Annotated in this window: 13 protein-coding genes; 1 reads left to right on the forward strand and 12 read right to left on the reverse strand. The window is 76.5% G+C overall.

The window, feature by feature from the left end:
* Positions 1–66: 66 nt before the first annotated feature.
* The 4 genes from ACFY32_RS00535 to ACFY32_RS00550 all read right to left on the reverse strand — a co-directional run bounded on the left by ACFY32_RS00535 (position 67) and on the right by ACFY32_RS00550 (position 8,042).
* Positions 67–1,032, reverse strand: coding sequence for an ABC transporter ATP-binding protein (locus ACFY32_RS00535; protein ID WP_359192076.1), 966 nt, complete (start codon positions 1,030–1,032; stop codon positions 67–69).
* Positions 1,033–1,070: 38 nt separating this feature from the next.
* Positions 1,071–3,875, reverse strand: a complete 2,805-nt coding sequence (locus ACFY32_RS00540) for an FtsX-like permease family protein (protein WP_390673226.1) — start codon at positions 3,873–3,875, stop codon at positions 1,071–1,073.
* Positions 3,876–4,174: 299 nt separating this feature from the next.
* Entirely contained in the window at positions 4,175–7,483 is a 3,309-nt protein-coding gene (locus ACFY32_RS00545; protein WP_390673054.1) for an FtsX-like permease family protein, read from the reverse strand.
* A 145-nt stretch (positions 7,484–7,628) separates the two neighbouring features.
* On the reverse strand, positions 7,629–8,042 hold the full coding sequence (locus ACFY32_RS00550) for a globin (RefSeq protein WP_359192067.1): 414 nt from the start codon (positions 8,040–8,042) through the stop codon (positions 7,629–7,631).
* A 64-nt stretch (positions 8,043–8,106) separates the two neighbouring features.
* Here ACFY32_RS00550 and ACFY32_RS00555 point away from each other — a divergent pair, with 64 nt between their 5' ends.
* Positions 8,107–9,093, forward strand: a complete 987-nt coding sequence (locus ACFY32_RS00555) for a methyltransferase domain-containing protein (protein ID WP_390673055.1) — start codon at positions 8,107–8,109, stop codon at positions 9,091–9,093.
* On the opposite strand, the gene ACFY32_RS00560 is transcribed toward ACFY32_RS00555, so the two are convergent.
* The 8 genes from ACFY32_RS00560 to ACFY32_RS00595 all read right to left on the reverse strand — a co-directional run bounded on the left by ACFY32_RS00560 (position 9,074) and on the right by ACFY32_RS00595 (position 21,428).
* Positions 9,074–10,849: an FHA domain-containing protein gene (locus ACFY32_RS00560; RefSeq protein WP_390673056.1), complete on the reverse strand. Its 1,776-nt coding sequence runs from the start codon at positions 10,847–10,849 to the stop codon at positions 9,074–9,076. The two genes, ACFY32_RS00555 and ACFY32_RS00560, sit on opposite strands and share 20 nt — an antisense overlap.
* Before the next feature lie 34 nt (positions 10,850–10,883).
* Positions 10,884–12,230: a VWA domain-containing protein gene (locus tag ACFY32_RS00565; protein ID WP_390673057.1), complete on the reverse strand. Its 1,347-nt coding sequence runs from the start codon at positions 12,228–12,230 to the stop codon at positions 10,884–10,886.
* Between the two features lie 102 nt (positions 12,231–12,332).
* Positions 12,333–13,610 (reverse strand): protein phosphatase 2C domain-containing protein, encoded by a 1,278-nt coding sequence (locus ACFY32_RS00570; protein WP_359192057.1) that lies wholly within the window; start codon positions 13,608–13,610, stop codon positions 12,333–12,335.
* A gap of 3 nt (positions 13,611–13,613) precedes the next feature.
* Positions 13,614–16,235, reverse strand: a complete 2,622-nt coding sequence (locus ACFY32_RS00575) for a tetratricopeptide repeat protein (protein ID WP_390673058.1) — start codon at positions 16,233–16,235, stop codon at positions 13,614–13,616.
* 22 nt (positions 16,236–16,257) lie between these two features.
* On the reverse strand, positions 16,258–17,553 hold the full coding sequence (locus tag ACFY32_RS00580; protein ID WP_390673059.1) for a hypothetical protein: 1,296 nt from the start codon (positions 17,551–17,553) through the stop codon (positions 16,258–16,260).
* A 50-nt stretch (positions 17,554–17,603) separates the two neighbouring features.
* Positions 17,604–18,644 carry a glutamate ABC transporter substrate-binding protein gene (locus ACFY32_RS00585; protein ID WP_359192048.1) on the reverse strand — a complete coding sequence of 347 codons (1,041 nt, stop codon included), beginning with the start codon at positions 18,642–18,644 and terminating at the stop codon, positions 17,604–17,606.
* Between the two features lie 38 nt (positions 18,645–18,682).
* Positions 18,683–20,122 (reverse strand): hypothetical protein, encoded by a 1,440-nt coding sequence (locus tag ACFY32_RS00590; RefSeq protein ID WP_359192045.1) that lies wholly within the window; start codon positions 20,120–20,122, stop codon positions 18,683–18,685.
* Between the two features lie 193 nt (positions 20,123–20,315).
* Positions 20,316–21,428 carry a mechanosensitive ion channel family protein gene (locus tag ACFY32_RS00595; protein WP_359192042.1) on the reverse strand — a complete coding sequence of 371 codons (1,113 nt, stop codon included), beginning with the start codon at positions 21,426–21,428 and terminating at the stop codon, positions 20,316–20,318.
* Positions 21,429–21,577 lie beyond the last annotated feature (149 nt).

Raw genomic sequence — 21,577 nt, forward strand, 5'->3', positions numbered from 1 at the left:
CGGGGCCGGCTCAGGACCCGGGCGGGGCCCGTGCAGGTCCAGCCAGGACCCGGGCGCGGCCCGGTCTCAGTCGCGTCCGCTGTCGTCCGGGCGTACGGCGATGTGGTCGGGCTCCAGTTCCAGGGCCACCCGGTCGCGCATGCCCAGGGCCCGGGTGTAGTCGGCGGGCAACTGCAGGCGGCCGGCGCGGTCGAGCATGGCGTACTCGCGGGCGACGACCCGCTCGTGCCCGGTCGTGGCGTCGACCTCGCTGCGGCGCAGTACCTCCATGGAGGTGCGGCCGTCGCGGATGGCGACCGTGCGGCGGACCTGGCCGGCCACCGCCTGGTCGTGGGTGACGATGACGACGGTGGTGCCGAGGCGCTCGTTCACCGTACGGAACGCGGCGAAGATCTGTTCGGCGGTGTGGGAGTCGAGTTCGCCGGTGGGTTCGTCGGCGAGCAGGACCGCCGGTCCGCAGGCGAGGGCCACGGCGATGGCGACCCGCTGCTGCTGGCCGCCGGACATCTGCTCCGGGCGGCGGTCCCGGCAGTCGGCGACGCCCAGCAGCTCCAGCAGTTCCCGGGCGTGTGCGGCCCGCGCCCGGCGGCCCGACCGGCGGCCGCGGACTCCCGCCAACTGCATCGGCAGGGCGACGTTCTGCGCGGCGGTGAGGTACGGCAGCAGGTTGCGGGAGGTCTGCTGCCAGACGAAGCCGACGACCTCGCGGCGGTAGGCCAGCCGGTCCTTCGCGGACATCGAGAGCAGGTCCCGGCCCGCGACCCGGGCCGCGCCCGCCGTGGGGGCGTCCAGGCCCGCGAGGATGTTCATCAGCGTCGACTTGCCGCTGCCCGAGGCGCCGACCAGGGCCATCAGCTCGCCCTCCCGGACCAGCAGGTCCAGCCCCTGGAGGGCCTGCACCTCGACGCCGTCGGCGGTGAAGACCCGGACCAGCCGGTCGCAGACGATCAGTGCGTCATGGCCGTAGGCGGGGCGGTCGCGGGCGGCCGAGGCGCGGTCGGCCAGGTCGGCGAGGGTGGGGTCGGTCGTCATCCGTTGCTCCCTGTCCGGCTCTCTCGCGGAAGTACGTCTCACCGCGCGTCCCCCGCCCGCAGTTCCCGTACCGATCCGCGCCGGCCCGACCACCACGCCTGGACGGCCGCCGCGCCCACCGTCACCACGAGGACGGCGGCCGTCGGCACCGCCAGCGACCAGGGGTCCGTGCGCAGCTCGGCCTCGCCCACCGGGGACGCGGCGGTGGCCAGGGCGATCGTCGTCAGGTCGACGCCGGGGGCCAGGAGCCGGACGGTCGCCCACCCGGTCAGGACGCCGCCCGCCGCGGCGAGCAGGGCCGGCGGCAGCGACTCCAGGACGAGCAGGCGGCGGCCCTGGGCGCGGGTGAGGCCCATGGTGCGCAGCCGGGCGAGCAGCGCGGCGCGTTCCGGGGCGGCCCGCAGCAGCGACAGCAGCAGCGTGACGACGGCGTACCCGGCGCCGGCCGCGACCGCCGCCGCGTAGAGGCGTTCGGCGCCGGTCTGCAGGGGCGACTCGACGTACCGGGCGCGTTCCCGGGACCGCAGCAGCAGGGACGTTCCGTCGGAGTCGCCGGCCGCCCGGTCCAGGGCGGGCCCGTCGATGCCGTCGCCGGTCAGGAGCAGGGCGGTCGGGCGGGCCGCCCCGGCGGGCAGCGCGGACCGGTCCACGACCAGGAAGTCGGCGCCGGTGACGGCCGGGGTGCGGTCCCGGACGAGGACGACGCGCAGGGTGACGGAGCCGCCGTCCTCCAGGCGCAGCGTGAACGGCCGGGCGGTGCCGAACCGTTCGGCGACGGCCGGGGAGGCGAGGGCGGGCAGCGCCGCGCCCGCGCGGTGCCGGGCCAGGCCGTCCGCGGGGAAGGCGCCGAGACCGGTACGGGCGGCGAGGGCGGCGTAGCCGGCGGGGTCCACCCCGGCCACCGGCACCGTACCCACGCCGTCCTGCGGGGTGGCCTGGTAGGCGAGGCTCACCGCGGTGAGGTCCCGTACGCCCGGCACCCGGCGCACCCGGTCGGGCAGGCCGGCCGGCAGCGGGCCGGCCGCCTCCACGCGGGCGTCGGCGCCCACGGTGAGCAGCGCCGCCCGGTCCCGGGTGTCGGCGACCCCGGCCAGCACCGAACCGCCGAACGCGGCGGTGGTGAACGCGGCCGACAGGGCCAGCAGCGGCAGCACCGCGGAGGCGGACGTACGGCCCGCGCGGGCCAGCGAGAGGTGGGCGACCGCGCCGCGCAACCGTCCGGCCGGGCGGGCCAGCGCGCGCAGCGGCAGCGGGTAGAGCCGGACCAGCACCAGCGCCGCCACCAGTCCGACCAGCACCGGAGCGGTGGACACCAGGTCCCCGGCGCCCTGTGTCGCGCCCCGCCGGCGCAGCGCCTCGACCGCGCCGAGGGCGAGGACCACCGCCGTCAGCTCCGCGACCGTCCTGCGCCGGGACGGACGTACCGCCACCGCGTCCCGGCGGGGGTCGTGGGCGCGTACCGTCCGGTGCGCGGCGGCGGCCCGCAGCGGCAGCGCGGCGCAGGCCACGGCGGTGACCGCGGCGGCGCCCGCCAGGGCGGGGGCGGTCCGGCCGCCGGGCAGCGCGAGCAGGGCGGCGGCCAGGCCCAGGGCGGCGGCGGGCAGCGCGGCGACCGCAGTCTCGGCCGCCAGCCTCCGGGCCAGGCCGGGCAGGGAGGCGCCGCGGGCCCGCAGCAGGGCGAGTTCGGCGCGGCGCCGGTCGGTGGCGAGCCCGCCCGCCATCAGCAGGACGACCCCGGCGACCGTGCCGGTGCCGGTCGCGGCGACGGCGATCAGCGGGCCGATCCCGTCGCGCAGTCCGGCGTACGCGGCGAACACGTCGTCGAGGTCGGTGCTCACGACGACCGCCGGGTCGGTCGCCGACCGCACCGCGCGCAGTCCCGGCCCCGACTCCAGGGACGCCACGGCGGACCTCAGCCCGTCCAGCGCGCGGGCGCGCAGCGCGTCCTCGTCCGGGGCCAACTGCCAGTACCGCACCGGGAGCCCGCCCGTGCCCAGCAACACGGGCGCCGCCTCCGGCGCGAGCAGCAGGGCGCCGACCCAATACCGGTCGGCCTCCGGGCCCGACGACTTCGGCTCCGGCGTCAGGGCGGGGGTGCGCAGCAGCGGCTGGGCCGCCCAGTACGGGCCGTCGGGTTCGCGCGGGGCGAGGACGCCGGTGACGCGGACGGTCAGCGGGGGGCGTTCGACGCCGGGGACGTGGATCTCCGCGCCGACCTCGATGCGCAGCGCGCGGGCCGTCTCCTCGGTGACGGCCGCCTCCACGCGGGCGGTCGTGGCGGTCACCGCGGCGGGCGCCCGCGGCAGCCTGCCGGCGCGCAGCCGGGCGTGGCCGCCGAGACCGTACGGCGTCGCCAGCACGACCTGCGCGGGCAGTCCGCTCGGCCGGGGCAGCCAGGGGTCCGGTACCGCCAGGCCCCGGACGGTCCGCACCCCGTACGTCGAGCGCGCCCGGTCCACGGCGAGCGGACGGGGCACGGCGGCCAGCGCCCGGCGGTAGCGCTCGGCCATCGGGCCGGGGCCCACCGCGGCGGCCCGCCGGCTGGGCGGCAGTCCCACGTCGGGCTGCGGCGCGGTCACCATCACCCCGGTCCGGTCCGGCCGCGCCTGCTCCACCGCCCGGCGCAGCCCGGCGTCCGCGTACCGGTCCAGCGCCAGCGGGAACGCGGCGGCCAGACACACGGTGACCGCCACGAGCAGCGCCAGCGCCCCGGCGGCACCGGGCGCGGTACGCAGCCGGGTCCGCGTCCAGGGGGCGGGTACGGGGGGCGTGCGGGGCGCACGGGGGGAGGGGGCGCCGGGCGCGGGCACACCGGGCTCGCGGGGTGCCGGTGCGGAGGACATGGACATCCGGCGTCACCTCGTCCGGGGGGCGGGCTCGGGTGCGTGGGCGGGGAGGCTGCGGGGGGCCGGTGCGGGTGCCGGTGCTGATGCCGGTGCCGGTGCCGCTGCCGGTGCCCCTGCCGGTGCCGGTGCTGGGGTCGGTGCCGCTGCCGGTGCCGGTGCCGCTGCCCCTGCCGGCGCCAGCGCCGGTGCACGTGCCGCTGCCGCTGCCCCTGCCCCTGCCGGTCCCGCTGCCCCTGCCGGTACCCCTGCCGGTGCCAGGGGCATGGCCGGGACCACGGTCGGCGTGGTGGTCGGGTTCACGGGGTGTCGCCTCCCTGGTCCCTCAGCGCGGACGCCGGCTCGCCGTGCCGGGCGGCCAGGGCCGCCGTGACCAGCGCCGGCACCAGGGCGACGGCCGCCAGCAGCGCGGCGACCCGGGTGCCGGGGAGGAGGACGAGGACCTCGGGGACCGGTCGCGCGGCGCCCGGGGTGAGCACGATCAAGGGGACCACCGCCCGGGTCAGCAGGACGCCGAGGGCCGCGCCCACCAGCAGCGCGAGTCCGATGAGGAAGCCCTGTTCGACGGCGACCGTCCGGGCCGGTCCCCGGCGCGGGGCGCCCAGGGCGCGCAGGATCGCGAACTCCCGGCCCCGCTCCCGCAGGGACCCCGTCGCGCTCACCGCGAAACCGACCGCCGCCAGTGCCGCCGCCACCCCGGCCGCCGCCGTGAACACCGCCCCCGGGCCCGCCCCGAACGGATCGTCCCGCAGCCGTCGCGCCAGCTCGTCGCGGACCACGACCTGCGCCGGATCGAGGTCCGGGAACGCCCGCAGCGCCGCCGCCGCCTCCCGCGCGGCGCCCGGCGCGGTCGCCAGCCACCACTCGGTGGGCGCCAGGTTCGCGCCGTACCGCGCCTGGAGCGCCCGGTTCACCGCCCGCAGATCGACCAGCAGCGCCCCACCGTCGCCCGTGGCGGAGCTGTCCCGCGTGGTGGACGGCAGCTCCCGTACCGCCCGCGTGATCCGCACCGGCACGGTCGTACCGCCGAACGCCACGTCCACGCGCTGCCCGGTCCGGGCGCCCGCCGAGGCGAGGAACCGGTCGGTGGCGACGGCCGTGACCGGCGGCGGGGCGGGCCGCGCCACCCGCAGCCGCACGGTCAGCGACGCGCTCGCCCAGGTCTCGTCGGCCGGGGTGTACCCGGTGCCGTACTCGACCGTAGGCGGCGCGGCCGACCGCAGCCGTGCCGGGGTCGGGCCGGTGCGCGCGTCCGGCGCCGACACCTGGCCGTCGCCGTGCGAGACCGCCGTCCAGGCCCGGGGGAGCGGCAGCCCGCGCACGGTCCCGTCGGCGGTCGTCGCGGTCAGCCGCGTCACCGTGAGGCGGTGCCGTTCGGCGCGGCCGATCGGCTGGACCATGACCAGTTCCACGCCGGTCACGGTCAGCGGACCGCCGGCCACGGTCACCGCCAGGGTGTGCGGGCGGCCGTCGGCGGGCAGGTCGCCGGCCCACAGGGGGTACGGGACGCCGTAGCGGTCCTCGACGGTGACGGTGACGTCCGCGGTCGTGCCGGGGCCGGCGTCGCTGCGCAGGCTCGCCGTGAGGTCCAGCCGCGTCGCCCCGGCGGGGACGGCGGCACCCGGCGCCGGGTCGTGCGGGGTCAGCCCGGACAGCAGGGCGGCGCCGGACCGCGCGGCCAGGTCCCGGCGCAGCAGCATCGTGTCCGCCGCGCGGGCGGTGTCCAGGGCGAGGACCGTCGCCGTGCGGTTGCCGGACAGGGGCAGTTCCGCACGGGCCGCGGGCGCCGCCCGCCGTACGCCGGGCACGGCCGCCAGCGCCTCGGTGCGGCCGGGCCCGGCGGCACCGGTGCCCAGGACCCGGACCGGCGCGCCCGCGCGGAAGTCGGCCTGGTCGTCCTGCGAACGGTCCCAGGAGGCGCCCTGCCCGATCGCCAGCGTGCCCAGCGCCACGGCGAGCACCAGCAGCAGCACCGGGCCCGCCGCGCGGGCCGGCCGGCGGCTGAGCTGCCAGAGCGCCAGCGCCGCCGTCAGCCCGCGGCCGCCGGTCGCCCGCCGCTCGGCGAGCCGCGCCATCGGCGGCAGCAGCCGCAGCGTCAGCACGGTCCCGGCGAGCAGCGCCAGCGCGGGCGCCGCGACCAGCAGCGGGTCGACGCCCAGCCCGCCGGAGGTGTCGGCGGTCACCGCGCCCGAGGTCTGCCCGGCCAACTGCCAGTACGCCACGCCCGCCACCGCCAGCAGGGCGAGGTCCGCGCCCGCGCGCAGCGGCGCGGGCAGCGGCCGGGCCCGGCCCCCGGCGGATGGTGACGAGGCCAGCGCGGGCAGGGTCACCGCCAGCGCGCAGCCCAGCGCCGCCGCCAGCGCCACCCACCGCACGGAGCCGTCGCCGGCGAACGGCACCTGGGGGCGCAGCCCGATCCGGGCCAGCGGCCCCTGGCCGGCCAGCAGCCGGGTCAGCGGCCCGGCGAGCAGCGGCGCGCACAGCGCGGCGGGGACGGCAAGCAGCAGCGCCTCCAGGGCCGCCAGGCCCGCGAGCCGCGCCCGGGAGGCGCCGCGCGCCCGCAGCAGCTTCAGCTCACCCGCGCGTTCGGCGCTCAGCAGCCTGGCCACCAGCAGCAGCGCGCAGCCGGCGAGCAGGGCGAGCTGGAGCGCGATCACCAGCAGGGTGGAGCGGGCGACCAGCAGCGAACGGTCCAGCCGGTCGAGCACCTCGGGCAGCGAGGTCCTCGCGGCGGTCGTCCCGCTGAGCACCGGCCGCCCGCGCAGCCACACCGTCCCCTCCCGGGCCGCCGCGCGCAGCGCCTCGGTGCGGTCCGCCGTCAGCGTCGAGAAGTCGGCCGTGGCCAGCCACCCGGAGGGCCCGGCGCTCACCCGCGCGCCGGTCAGCGTGCCGGGCGCGGCGAGCAGCGGCCCGTACGTCGTGAAGTCGCCCTTCCTCACCCCGCGTCCGCCGAGGTCGTCCAGGCGCCAGTACGGGGCGGTGGCGTCGGCGGGCCGGTACAGACCGGTGATCTCCACCCGCACCGGCGGGCCGTCGAGCCGGTCGGTGAGGGTGAGCCGGGCGCCGGGCCGCAGGCCCAGCCGGCCGGCGGCGGTCACGGGCAGCGCGGCCTCGACGGTCCCGGCGCGGTCCCGGGGCGGCCGCCCGGCGACGAACCGGACCTGGCCGGGGTCCAGCGCCGCGAAGTGCGTGAGGTCGGGATCGGCTCCGGCCTCGGCTCCGGTTCCGGTTCCGGCTCCGGCTCCGGCTCCGGCGGAGCGCCGGTCGCCGGTGGCGGGCAGGGCGTACGGGCCGGAGCGGGTCAGGGTCCGTACCGTGACCGGCAGCCCGTCGAAGGTGCGCCGGGCGCCCTCCCGTACGGTCCTCGCGGCGGCCCCGCGCCGGGCGGCCGGGACGTCCGCCTCGACCAGCAGCGCGGTGTCGGCGGCGGTGCCGGGGTCCCGTAAGGAGTGGCGCAGGGCAGCGTCGCCGATCGCGCCCGCGTACGCGGTGAGGGTCGCCAGGACGGCCGTGGTCAGCAGGACGGTGAGCAGCGCGGCCGCCAGCAGCGGCCGGTGCGCCCGCGCCCGCGCGAGCACGAACGCCGTCAGTCCCCCTGGCCCCGTCACCCGGCCCCCCAGCCGCCTCGTCCAGCCCTGCGGGGATGCTGTCAGAGGCGGCGCGGCGGAGGAAACCGCCCGAGTCGCGGTCTTGACCGGATCGTGACCGGTTACCGGCGACGGACGACCGGAATCCGCGCAACCGGGGGAGCGGTCAGCCGGGGCTGTTCACCATCGAGGCCGCCGCGTACGTCAGGTACTTCCACAGCGTCCGCTCGTGCTCCTCGGACAGGCCCAGTTCGTCCACCGCGTCCCGCATGTGCTTGAGCCAGGCGTCGTGCGCCGCGCGGTCCACGGTGAACGGGGCGTGCCGCATCCGCAGCCGGGGATGCCCCCGGTTGTCGCTGTACGTCGTCGGACCGCCCCAGTACTGCATGAGGAACAGCGCCAGCCGCTCCTCGGCCGGCCCGAGGTCCTCCTCCGGGTACATCGGCCGCAGGACCGGGTCCTCGGCGACCCCCTGGTAGAAACGGTGGACGAGCCGGCGGAAGGTCTCCTCCCCGCCGACCTGCTCGTAGAAGGTCTGCTCCTGAAGCGTGCCGCGCCGAATCTCATTCACGTCCCCCATGGTCTCAGACGCCGGGGACCAGGACCGGAGGCTTAGGACCGGCCTCCCGCCGTACTGTGGGGACATGGAGGACCTCGCCGTCGCGGCGCGGGCCGCGCTGGTGCGGGAGATCGGGCTCGGCGGTGGCTGGGCGGCCGATCCGAGGTGGCGGACGGCGTTCGAGGCGGTACCGCGCCACCTCTTCGTGCCGTACTACTACGTCGGCGCCGCCGGCGGCTACGAGCGCCGGTGGTGCGAGGACCCCGACCCGGCCGCCCGGGAACGCTGGCTGCGCGGCGCCTACGCCGACGTGCCCCTGGCCACCCGGATGCGCGACGGGGAACTGCTCTCCTCCAGCAGCCAGCCCTCGCTGATGGCGCTGATGCTGACCGCGCTGGAGGTGCGCGACGGCGACCGGGTGCTGGAGATCGGCGCCGGCACCGGGTACAACGCGGCGCTGCTCGCCCACCGGCTCGGCGACCACGACCTGGTCACCACGGTGGACCTCGACCCGGAGATCACCGAGGCGGCCCGCCGGCACCTGGACGCCGCCGGGTACCACCCCGCCGTCGTCACCGGCGACGGGGCGCGCGGGGTGCCCGAGCGCGCTCCCTACGACCGGATCATCGCGACCTGCGCGCTGCCCGCCGTGCCGCGCGCCTGGCTCGCCCGGTGCCGCCCCGGCGGCCGGGTGCTCATGCCGCTGGCCACCGGGCTGCTCGCGCTCACCGTGCGCGACCGGGACCACGCCGAGGGTCGGTTCCTGCACACGCCGGCGTACTTCGTGCCGCTGCGCGGCGGCGACCGGGCCGGGACGCCGGTGCCGGAGCCGGCCGGGGTGCCGCGCGGGGCCCGGGAGGACGACCTCTTCCGGTTCCTGCTGGCGCTGACCCGGGGCGGCCTCGCCCCCCGGGAGGCGTACGCCGTCTGGGAGCGCGAGGGGGCGCCGCCACGGGAGCGCTACGGCGTCACCGTCGGCGGCGGCCTCGTGCGGGCCTGGCTGGACGACCCGCGGGGGCCGTACGTCTGGCCGCTGCCGGACCTGGGGTCGCTCAGCTCCGGCGGATCGTGATCGTCGTCCAGGCGCCCACGTGCACCCGGTCGCCGTCCTGGAGCGGCACCGGCACGAACGGCTGGATCGGCTCCTCGCCGCCGTTGACCGTCGTGCCGTTGGTCGAGTTCTGGTCGACCACCGCCCAGTTGCCGTCCGGCTGCTGCACCAGCACCGCGTGCTGGTGCGAGACGCCCGGGTCCTCCGGCGGCACCGACAGGTCGATGTCCGGGGTGTCACCCGTGGAGTGGCGGCGCCGGCCGATCGTCATCTGGTTGCCGGTCAGCGGGCGCTGCTGCTCCGGGGAGTACGCCGGGAGGTTCAGGCCCGCGGCCTCGGGGCCGGAGCGCTGCATCATCGCCATGAAGTACTCGCGGTCGGGGCCGATCGTCGCCGTCCAGGTACCGCCCTGCTGCTGGGCGGTACCGGGCTGGGGGTAGCCGTAACCGCCCTGGTGCTGAGCCTGGTTCTGACCCTGACCCTGCCCCTGGCCTTGACCCTGGCCTTGTCCGCCGGGGCCGGTGGACGGGGGCGGGAGCACCCAGTCGTCGTCCGCGCGGAAGCCCTGGGGGCCGCCGCCCTGCCGGCGGTCCGCCTCCTGCGGGAACCCGGGCGGAGCGGCGGGCGGGGCCGAGGGGGCGGACTGCTGGTAGGCGTGGGGGCCGCCGGGCGCGCCGGGGCCGCCCGGTGCACCGGGAGCACCCGGGCCGCCCGGTCCCGGGAAGCCGGGTCCATCCGGCCTGCTCGGGAAGTCGGCGCCACCGGGCCTGGAGAAGTCGGGACCGCCCGGCCTGCCGGAGAAGTCCTGGCCACCCGGCCGGTTCGGGAACTCCTGGCCACCTGGCCGGTTCGGGAAGTCCTGGCCGCCCGGCCGGTTCGGGAAGTCCTGGCCACCCGGCCGGTTCGGGAAGTCGGGCTCGCCGGGCCTGGGCCGGGAGAAGTCGGGGCCGCCACCCGGGAAACCGGGACCGCCGGAGGTGCCCGGGTAACCCTGGCCGCCCGGACCTCCCTGGCCGCCCGGTCCACCCGGGCCGCCATGACCGCCCGGACCGCCGTGTTCACCGGGCCCGCCGGGGCCGCGCTGTCCGCCCGGTCCGCCGAAGCCGCCCGGCCCACCAGGGGCCCCCGGCCCGCCGGGAGCGCCCGGTCCACCGGGGGCACCCTGGCCGCCCGGCCCACCGGACCCACCGGGCCCGTGCTGGCCACCCGACCCACCGGGCCCGTGCTGGCCACCGGACCCACCGGGCCCGTGCTGGCCACCGCGACCGCCTTCGCCACCGGGGCCGCCAGGACCGCCGTATCCACCCGGCCCGCTGGGCCCACCCGGCCTACCCGGCCCGCCGGGGCCACCGGGACCGCCCGGACCCGGACCCCCCGGCCCGCCCGGACCCCCCGGAGGGATCGGTTCGGCCGGGCGGTTCATCTGGGACGGACGGGAGCTCTGGTAGTCGTAGCCGTCACCGCCGCCGCCGTAGGACGGACCGGACGGCGGCTGGAAGCGGGGCGCCGGGGGGCGCGGGGCGGCCGGGGTGTACGAGGTCGCCGTGTTGGTGAGGAAGTTCCACCGGCACTCCTCGCAGAACGGCGCCCCGCCCTCCCGCGGCGTACGGCACTGCGGGCACAGCTCGGGTGCGCCGCCGGGCGGGGGCGGGAAGCCGTAGCCGCCACCGGCCGGGGGCGGCGGCGGGGGAGGCGGCACGGCACCGGCCATGCGGTGACCGCAGACCTCGCACCAGTCGTCGGAACCCGACTGGTGTCCGTTCGGGCAGGTCGGCATGTCGGGCTTCCCCCTCTTGCGGAGCTTCTCCGTGTCACTTCTTGACGCGAACGGTCTTGGTCGACCGGGTTTCGAGTGTCATCTCGTCGGCCTCCTCCACCTTCGCCTTCAGTCGCACAGTACCTGCCACGGCGTCGACCACGTCCACCACCTTCGCAAGCAGTTTCGCAGTATCCGCGTTCCCGGAGGCGCTCGCCAACTGAACCGCACGGCCCAGTTTGGCCGTTGCTCCGTCGATATCTCCCGCTTTGCGGAGATCGAGCCCTTGCTGGATGGCCTGTGCCAGTTCGGCCTGGCCGGTGTAGTGGGCGACCTGGGGGTTGATCGAGGTGGAGGCGGCCATGTCGTCCGTCCACACCGCCCGTACCAGACCCTGGGCGCCCAAGTTCTGTACGGTGCCGTCGGGTCGGGGGATGACCAGGGAGACCCGCGCGGCCAGCATCTCCTGGCCGAGGGCGGCGGCGGGGACCTGTACGCAGACGTGGTAGTCGCGGGACTCGTCGCCCCAGGAGCCGGTGGGGTAGTCGCCGGCCCGGGGACCGGCCTCGCTGCGGCGGTCGGTCAGTTCCTCCACCGTCGGCGCGACCTGTTTGACGAACTTCACGGTGGTGCCGACCGGCGTCCACAGCCGCAGCGCCACGTCCGCGACCTCCTTGCCCATGGCCGTCTCCATCATCTGCGCGAAGTCGGCGGCGAGCCCGGCCGGGTCGGCGACGATGTCGGCGGTGCCGAGCAGGGCGGAGGCGATGCCGGTGACCTCCTTCACCTCCCAGTCGGTGCCCACGCCCCGCGCGTCGCAGGTGAACCGCCCGGCGCAGGCGTCCAGGGCGGCCCGCAGCGCCTCGGGCGACTCGTGCTCGTTGCGGCCGTCGGTGAGCAGGATGCCGTGCCGGATGGCGACGTCCGCCGAGGCCAGCAGCCGGTCGGCGAGCCGCAGCCAACTGCCGATCGCCGTACCGCCGCCCGCGTTCAGCTTGCGCAGCGCCTGCTTGGCCTGCTCCCGGGTGGCGGCGTCGGCGACCCGCAGTTGCCCGTCGCCCGGATAGATCTCCTTGGCGACGTGCGTGCCGCCGATCACGCAGAAGTGCACCCCGTCGCGCAGGGTGTCGATCGCGGCGGCCGTGGCGTCCCGGGCGTTGCGCATCTTGGTGGGCGGGTAGTCCATCGAGCCGGAGCAGTCCACCATCAGCGCCACCGCCGCGGACGGGCCCTCGCCCGGCGAGTACAGGTGGGGCGCGGCGACCGCGCTGCCGATCGTGCCCCCGCCGGTCGCGGAGACCGTCACGATCGCGTTGACCTCGCGCCCGCCCTCCGGCAGGTACTCGTTCTGGTAGACGTCCACCGAGAACCGTGGCACGTCGGACTTCGAGAAATTGGCCATGCCGATTCGCATCCCCCTCTACGACGCCCCCGCCGACGGCGGGGACTGGCGGTCCGGGCCGCCCCCGCGGCCCGTGAGGCCCCCCGTGCGCGCAACGCGGCCTCAGGCCGATCCTGCCCCCTGCGGCGGGGCGGGGAACGGCACCACCGCCACTGTTACGTTGTCGTGGCCCCCGCCGTCCAGAGCGTGGCCGACCAGCACCCGGGCGCTGTGCAGCGGACGCGCCACGGCGTCCAGGGGGACGATCTCGGCCATCTCCTCGGCCGCCTCGGCGTAGTTCCACAGGCCGTCGGTGCAGACCACGACCACACCCGGCCGGTCCGGCTTGAAGGAGGCGGTGTGCGGCTCCAGTTCGTAGGCGTCGGCGCCCAGCCAGCCGGTGATCGCGTGGGCGCGCTCGTCGGCGTACGCCTCCGCCTCGTTCATCAGCCCGGCGGCGACCATCTGGGCGGCCCAGGAGTCGTCCTCGGTGAGCCGGGCGGGGGGCGCGGCGCGGTCCACCGGCACCCAGTAGACACGGCTGTCGCCGACCCAGCCGACGACCAGCAGCCCGGCGGTGACCACCGCGCCGACGAGGGTGCAGGCGGGGGCGTTGGTGTGCGGGGCGTGCTCGCGGGCCGCCGCGGGCTCGTCGGCCAGGGCGTTGACGGCGTGCGCGGCGGCGACGATCGCGTCGTGCATGGCCTGCTGCGGATGGGTGCCCAGCGGCAGCGCGGCGAGCAGCGCCTGGCCGGCCGCCCGGGACGCGGCCAGTGACGCCTCGTCGGGCCGGGTCGCCGAGGAGACGCCGTCGCAGACGATGGCCACCGAGGCGGGGGTGCCATCGGGCAGCGTGGTGTGGCCGACGGCGAACGCGTCCTCGTTGCGGTGGTGGCGCAGCCCCCGGTCGCTGACCGCGGCGAGCGGGCCGCACTCCTGTTCCATGTGGTCGCGTTCGCGGGGCTGGGCGTGGCCGCAGTTCTCGCAGTAGCCGTCGTCGTCGACCCGGCCCGCCCGGCAGGCCACGCACACCGGGGCCGCGCCCGCCGGGGCCGCCGTCGCCGCCGGTCCGGCGGCCGGGCGCGGGCCGGGCGCCTGGAGCGGGTACTCGTCCGGCTCCCGGGGCCGGTCGAGCCGCACCCCGGCCGCCGCGTCCGCCCCCGGCTGCGCCACCGGCTGCGGCGGGACGGGCGGCGGGGCCTGTCCGGGCACCGCCGCGGGCGCGGCCGGGGGCCGGTCGGGGCCGCCGGGCGGCGTGCCGTGCAGGGCGATGGTCGGGCTGTCCGACGGCCGCGCGGGCACGGCGGACAGGTCGTATCCGCACGCACCGCAGAAACGGTCACCCGATTCGAGGGGTTCCTCGCAACTCGGGCAGGCGGACAGCCGGGGCATCTGCGACATCTACTACACCCATGTCCGGGGGCGGTAACGGTTGGCTCGTTCCACCAGGTCGATCCTCTCCTCGCCGCCCCGCGCCAGGTGGGCCAGCGTGCGGTACGAACGCTCCAGCGCGAAACGCAGGCCGCGTTCGTCCAGACCGCTGCCGAGCAGCGTCCGGCTCCCGGCGGCGGGCGGGGCGGAACCCCGGCCACCGGAGAGTACCCAGTCCAGCGCGCAGCCGAGGACTTCGGCCGACAACTGCTCCCGGCGCGCCGGGTCCAGACCGTACGCCTCCAGCGCCTCGACCTGCCGCGCGGCGGCGGTGAGATCCTCCAGGAATGGTACGTCGGTGGCGAGCGGCGTCCGCTGCCGCAGCCGGGCCCGGACGGCGGCCATCCGCGCGGCCGTGTAGTGGATCGACGACTCCGGCACCGACTCCAGCGTCCGTACGGCACCGGCCCGGTCGCCGGCGGCCAGCAGCACCCGGGCCAGTCCGAAGGCGGCGCTGACGAAGCTCGGGTCGGTCGACCACACCAGCCGGTAGTACTCGGCGGCGTTGTCCAACTGGCCCAGCACCTCCGCGCACAGGCCGAGGGCCAGCTTGGGCGCGGTCTCGCCGGGGAAGGCGTCGTATATCGCGTCGAAGGAGAGCGCGGCGCCCTCGTGGTCGCCGGTGACCAGGGCGGCGACACCCCGGTACCACACCACCCGCCAGTCGTCGGGCCGTTCGTCCTCCAGGGCGCGCAGCGCGTCCAGCGCGGCCGGGGCCTCGTCCTGCTCCAGGCGGGCCCGGATCTGCCGCAGCCGGGTCTCCACCGACGCCGCCGGCGCGGCGGCCAGCGCCCCCAGCAGCTCCCCGGGCGCGGACGCCATCAGGCCCGCGAGGAAACCGGCGTTGGGGTCCTGGGGATCGACCCGGGGCACGGGCAGCGCCAGGGCGGCGAGCGGCACGTCGACGGGCCTGACCAGCCCGGCAGCGGCGCCGGCCGCGGCGGGTCCGGTGGCCGTCGGTGCGCCGGTCACGGCCGGTGACCCGTCCGGTGCCGTGTTCGCGCCGCCCGGTGTCAGCGCGGGCGGGCGGCCGGCCGGGAGCGCGGCGCTTCCCGCCCGCCCCCGGGTGCGGACCGCCCGCGCGCCGAGCCGCGAGACCTCACCGTCCAGCTTGGGGAACAACTCCGTGTCCGACACCCGCAGTTCCGGCCCGAACAGGGTGGACAGCGCCGGCCGGGCCCGCCCCGTCTGAAGGGAGACGACCTCGCGCAGCACCCCCGTCAGTTGCTCCGCCATCTCGTGCGCGGAGGCGAACCGGCGGGCCGGGTCGGGGTCGGTGGCGCGGACCAGCAGCCGGTAGAAGGACTCGTACTGCCGGAACACCTCGATGGTGTCGGGGTCGGGCAGCGAGTCGGCGTACACGTTGGTGTAGCCCTGGAAGTCGAACGTCAGGACGGCCAGGGTCCGCCCCACCGTGTAGAGGTCGGAGGCGACCGACGGGCCGGCGTCCGCGACCTCCGGTGCCTGGTAGCCGACCGTGCCGTAGATCGCCGACTCGTCGTCGTCCATGCGGCGCACCGCGCCCATGTCGATCAGCTTGAGCTGGTCCTCGGTCTGTATGGCGTTGTCGACCTTGAAGTCGCAGTACAGCAGGTTGCGGCTGTGCAGATGGCCGAGCGCCTCCAGCGCCTCGATGCCGTAGGCGCACGCCTGCTCCACCGGCAGCGGGTCGCGGCGGCCCTCCGGGGTGCGCCGGGCGTTGGCGATCTCCTTGAGCGACTTGCCGCCGAGGTACTCCATGACGATGTAGCCGTCGAGGGAGCCGGTGCGCTGGTCGAGGTGCTCGACGAAGTTGTAGATCCGCACGATGTTGGCGTGCTCGATCTCCGCGAGGAACCGCCGCTCGGAGATGGCGGCGGCCATCGCGTCCTGGTCGCCGGTGTCCAGCAGGCCCTTGAGGACCACCCAGCGGTCGGCGACGGCCCGGTCCACGGCGAGGTAGATCCAGCCCAGCCCGCCGTGCGCCAGACAGCCGACCACCTCGTACTGGCCGTGCACCACGTCCCCGGCCGCCAGCTTGGGCACGAAGGAGTACGGGTGGCCGCACTTGGTGCAGAAGCCCTCCGTGCGCCCCGGGCGGTCCCCGCGCGAACGCCCGACCGGCGCCCCGCAGTCCGAGCGCGAGCAGAACCGCTTGCGCTCGGGCACCTCCGGGCGGTCCAGCACCATCGACCGCGGGTCGGGCCGCGGGATCGGCGGGACCTGCACCAGGCCGGCGCCCAGCCTGCCGCGGGTCCCCGAGCCGGCGGCCGAACCCGAGCTGCGCACCGACACCGAACGGCTCGTCTGCCTTCCCGACAGGGCGCGCGAGAGCCGCCCCGACACCGACCGCCGCGACTTAGACGACTGCGACGACTGCGCGGACGTCCCCGAGGCACCCCCGCCGGAGCGGGAACCGCCGCTGCCCCCGGAGCCCCGGGACCCCTGCGAGCCCCTGCCGCCGCCGGTGATGCCGGTGGGCGCCGAGCCGACCGCGCCGGACGCCGACACCACCGGCGCCAGACCGCAGGTGTCGCAGTACAGCTCGCCGCCGCCCACGTCCTCGTAGCGCCCGTCGCAGTCGGGGCGCTGACACGCCCCCTGTGCCTCGGTCATGACGCTGCCTCCCCCTGGTCCCTCACGCGCCCGGCCTGGTGCTGCCGAGCAGCTCCACCGCCGCCCGCTGGTAGCGCAGCACGGCCTCCTCGGCGACCCGCAGGTCGCAGGGCGCGCTCCACAGCATCCGGCGGGCCTTCTCGTACTTCTCGACCAGCTCGGGGTCCTCCGCGAGCCCGTGCCGGGCCACCTTCGCCTTGTACGCGTCGAGCCGGCCGCGCAGCTCCGCGCGGACCGCGAGCGGCGCGGTGACGGCGGTCAGCGACTCGCGGGCCCGCAGCAGTTCGTCCTCCGCCTTCTGCTCCAGGGACTCCAGCAGCGGCGACAGCCGGTTCCACTGCGCGTTCCTGCGGTACTCGGCGGCCGTCGCCAACTGCTCCTGGAGTGCGGTCGGCGGCCCGCTGACCGGCGGCACCTCGGTCGCCGCGATCTTCGCCAGCACCTCGCCGCGGGCGGTGCGGGCCTCGGCGAGGGTGCGGTCCGCACGGGAGAGCACGTCCCGCAGCCTCACGATCCGCTGCTCGGCGTCCTGACGGACCGTCAGCACCGCGTCGATCTCCCGGCGCACGTCCTCCAGGGCGCGGGCCTCCCGGTCGTACAGCGTGGTGTCGGGCCGGCCGCCGCCGGGGGCCGAACTGCCCTCGCCGGGCAGCCAGTACGCCAGCGGGTCGGACACCACCCGCTCGCGCAGCCCGGTCAGGGTGCGGGTGATGCGCTCCAGGTCGTCGCCGGCCGGGTGCTCGCCGGGGCGGACGCCGACGGAGTGCGCGAGGCGGCGGGTGCGCTGGAGTTCGGCGGCGAGCAGGTCGATCCGGGCGGGCAGCGCCGACCAGACCGCGTCGGCGGCCACCACCATGTCCAGCGAGGACGCGTACAGCTCGTTCATCCGCTCCACCAGCGCGGCCAGCGAGTAGCGCTCGCTGAGCCGGTGGCCCGGCGCACCGCCCTCGGCGGCCCGCGCGCCGGCCGCGGCGCTGCCCGCCAGCGTGACGCACTCGCCGCGCAGCAGATCGGTCAGCTCCACCAGGTCCTCCCGGCTGGACCAGCGGCGCCGGGCGCGGATCTCCCGCGCGGTGCGCAGCGCGCCGCTGTAGGCGTCGAAGTACGTCCACAGCAGCGTGATCGACGTCTCCGCGGCCGCCCAGCGGTCCTTGGTGACGCCGGTCAGCTCGGCGCCTTCGAGGAGCCGGCGGCCCGCGTGGTCCTGGAGCGCCAGGAGCGAGGTCTCGATCGCCTCGTGCTCCGCGCCGAGCCGCGCCAGCGCACGGTCCACCTCGTCCCGGTCCAGCACCGGCCCGGTGGATGCCGTGTCGCCCATCGATCACCTCTCGCTGCGGTTCGGTCGGTCGGCGGTCGCCGCCGCCGGGTTCAGCTCTTGCGCAGGTACTGCGGGTCCGGCGGTTCGGACTTCGCCGCGTCCCGGCCCAGTGTCTGCGACAGCCACTCGTCGTACGACTTCTGCCAGCCGCCGGTGGTGTCCTCGCGGAAGTCCACCAGGGTCCGGTTGACCCGGCGTACCAGATCGTCGGCGTCCTTCTTCATCGCCACGCCGTAGTACTCGGTGGTGAACGGATCGCCCTTGAGCTGGACCGTGGGGTCCTGCGCGGCCTGGCTGGCGGCGAGCGCGCGGTCGGTGACCACCGCGTCGACCTCGCCGAGCTGGAGCCGCACCAGGCAGTCGAGCTGGTTGGGCACGGTCGTGCCCAGATCGGCGGAGGGGACCAGGTCGCCGTCGGCCCGGTCCTGCTCCAGGGTGCTGTGCGCGGTCGAACCCGCCGCCGTGCAGATCTTCTTGCCGGCCAGCGACCCGTCGTACCCCGTGATCGGGGAGGACCTGGGGGCCAGGATCTGCTGACCGGTGCGGAAATAGGGCGCGGAGAAGGCGACGTCCTTCAGCCGGTCGCAGTTGATGGTCATGGTGCGCACCACCATGTCGACCCGGCCGTCCTGGATCGCGGGTATCCGCTGGTCGGTGGGGATCGCCTTGAACTGGACGGCGGCCGGGTCGCCGAGGATGTCCTCGGCGATGCGGTGCACCAGGTCGATGTCGAAGCCCTCCAGCTCGGCGGTGCCGCCGCTGTTGGGGTCGCGGTAGCCCCACCGGTAGCTGTTCTGGTCGACGCCGACGACCAGCTTGCGCTTCTCGCCGGTACGGGCCTTGATCGCGTCGATGGTGGGGCCGTCGGCGGCGGACGGGGCGAGGGTCTGCTTCTCGGGGTCCGCGCACTCCTCGGCGCGGGCCTGGCTGCCGTGCGTGACGCCCGGCCCGCCGGTGCCGCCGGAGCCCCCGCCGTGCGACCGGGCGACCGGCAGGAGCAGCGCGAACAGCACCGCCAGGGCGCAGACGACCGCCATGGCACCCACCCCGCCCCAGCCCCTCAGGCCGGCCCGCAGTCGTCGTGCACGCATCCTCGCCCCTCCTTCCGCGAGTTTCCCCGGCGCGCCGTTCACCGGTACTCCGACAGCCTGCGGCCGATGCCGAGGACCGCGCCGGCGGCGCCCAGCACCGCCAGGACGCCGGCGCCCTGCGGCAGGCCGGTCATCGCGTCCAGGCCGCCGCCGGCCGCCCGCGCGAACTCACGTCTCTCGTGCGCCAGGGCCTCGGCGAGGCTGGCGTCCACGCCGTCGAAGCACTCCACGGTGGCGCCCTCGTCGCCGATCACCTTCCGCAGCGCCTGCTGGTAGGCGCCGTTCTCGTCCTCCGCGCGGGCGGCCTTGTGGCGTTTCTGCCACTCCGTCATATCGCCGGCCGCGGCCGCGACGGGCCGCCGGCCGGCGCCGTCGTCGGCCAGGCGTCCGGCGTCGGCCAGCTTCGCGGCGAGCGCCTTCATGTTCCGCTGGTAGTCGTAGTCGTAGGCGTCCAGGGTGACGCCGTCGACCGTCTTGGTCTCCGCGCCGCGGGCGACCAGCGTGAGGTTCTCGTTGCCGCGGGCCTTCAGGGAGGCGATCCGGGCGTCGTGCAGCACGTTCAGCGAACGGACGCCGTGGTCGCGGGAGTCGTCGAGGTGGGCGCGGGCCACGGTGTGGCCGACGGCCAGCCAGAGCAGCACCACGGCGGTGGCGGCGGTGGCGGCGACCAGGCCGTGGTTGAGGACCCGGTTGGTGCGCCGGTAGGTGCGGTGCTGGGCCCAGGCCAGGGCGGCCAGGGCGAGCACGCCGAGCGTGATGGCGGCCCACGGGTAGGGCGTGGCGTCCGCGTAGTCGTCGCCCAGGCGGCGGTTCTCCGTGGTGTAGAGGTCCTCGGCCGCCGGGAGCATCTCCTTCTGCATCTTCTCGTTGGCGTAGCGCAGATAGGCGCCGCCGACCGGGAAGCCCTGGCGGTTGTAGGTGCGGGCCCGCTCGATCAGGCCCTTGTACTCCGGCAGCAGCCGGTTCAGCTTCGAGATGGTGGCCGCCGACGCGGACCGGGGGTCGGAGTTGGTGGCCGCCGTGACCAGGCCCGCCGCCGCCGTACGGATGTCCTTCTCGTAGCGGTCGCGGGACGTCTCGGTCTCCTGTCCGCCGGCCAGGAAGCCGCTGGACGCCGCCGTGTTGGCGTCGGCGAGGGAGCGGTAGATGTCGGCCGCGCCGGAGGAGAGGGGCTGGCTGCGGTGCAGGACGTCGTCGGCGGCGCCGGCCCGCTCGGTGCTCTGCCAGGCGGTCACGGCACCGAAGGCGACGACCAGCAGGGCGAGCAGCGCGCCGATGACCCGGAGCCGGCCCGGCTCGGTGACGGCCGCCGCCCGCAGCCGGTCCACGCCCTCGGCGAAGGCGGTACGGCGCGGCGGCGCGGGCGCGGGGGAGGGGACCGGGCCGGCCGGGTCCGGCCCGCCGGGCTGCGGCGGCACGGCCGGCAGCGTGGGCGTGCCGAGCGGCGGCGGCGCGCTCGTCCTCGGCGGTTGGTTCACTGCTGACCTCCCCCATGGTCATCCGTCGCCGCAAGTATCGCCGCCGGCACCGACATCCGCACCGGCCTTCACCCGAAGTACCGGTGTTCGGTGCGGTGTCCGGTGCGAACACCGTGCCCCCGCGTCACCCCTGAACATAGATACGCCCGGGGAACCGGTTCGGTTCCCCGGGCGGAGCGGCCCGCGTCGCTCGCTATTTGGCGGCGCCGGGCGGGGTCAGCGGGGAGGCCGCCGCCGACTGCGGGGAGGAGGAGTTGGCGTACGCGGAGGGGGCCGCGACCGTCGCGGTGGGGTCGGTGACGGTCTGCTCGGCCTCGTCGGCCGGGGCGGTGGCACCGCCGACGATGGGGATGTCGGCCGCGTCGAAGGCCCGCTTGATGCGCCAGCGCAGCTCCCGCTCGACGGTGAGGGACTTGCCGGGCATGGTCTTCGCCGACACCCGGACCACCATCGAGTCCAGCAGCACCGACTCCAGGCCGAGCACCTCGATCGGGCCCCAGAGCAGCTCGTTCCAGGGGTCCTCCTTGGCCATCCGCTCGCCGACCGCGTTCAGCGTCGCCTTCACCCGGTCCAGGTCCTCGTCGGCCCGGACGGTCACGTCCACCCCGGCCGTCGCCCAGCCCTGCGAGAGGTTGCCGATCCGCTTGACCTCGCCGTTGCGGACGTACCAGATCTCGCCGTTGTCGCCGCGCAGCTTGGTGACGCGCAGTCCGACCTCGATGACCTCGCCGGAGGCGACGCCCGCGTCGATGGCGTCGCCGACGCCGTACTGGTCCTCCAGGATCATGAAGACGCCGGAGAGGAAGTCGGTGACCAGGTTGCGGGCGCCGAAGCCGATCGCCACGCCCGCGACCCCGGCGGAGGCCAGCAGCGGCGCCAGGTTGATCTCGAAGGTGGCCAGCACCATCAGCGCCGCGGTGCCCAGGATCACGAAGCTCGCCACCGAGCGCAGCACCGACCCGATGGCCTGGGAGCGCTGCCGGCGCCGCTCGGCGTTGACCAGCAGCCCGCCCAGCGCGGTGCCGTCGACCGCCTGCACGGTGCGGTTCATCCGGTCTATCAGCTTGGTGATCCCGCGCCGCACCACCGCCCGCAGCACCGCCGCGATCACCACGATCAGCAGCACCCGCAGCCCGATCGCGAGCCAGGTCGACCAGTTCTGCTCGACCCAGCCGGCCGCGTTCGACGCGCTCTCCTGGGCGTCCCGGAGGGTGGGCACGACCGGTGTCGACGAGGACGGCGACGGCGACGGCGACGGGGACGGCGAGGAACCGGCGGCCTTCACGAGAGCGGCGGACAGGGACACGACGGGTACCTCCAGGAGCAGCGGCCCGCCCCCGGCTCGGGTCCAAGGTCACGAAAAGGTCACCGGACGGGCGGAACCACCACACTAACGGGGCACGATGCGGGGATCGGCGTGACGAACGGAGAAGAGACAGCCCTCACCCGCGCTTG

This window comes from Streptomyces sp. NPDC000134 (genome assembly GCF_042899225.1).
GTDB lineage: Bacteria > Actinomycetota > Actinomycetes > Streptomycetales > Streptomycetaceae > Streptomyces.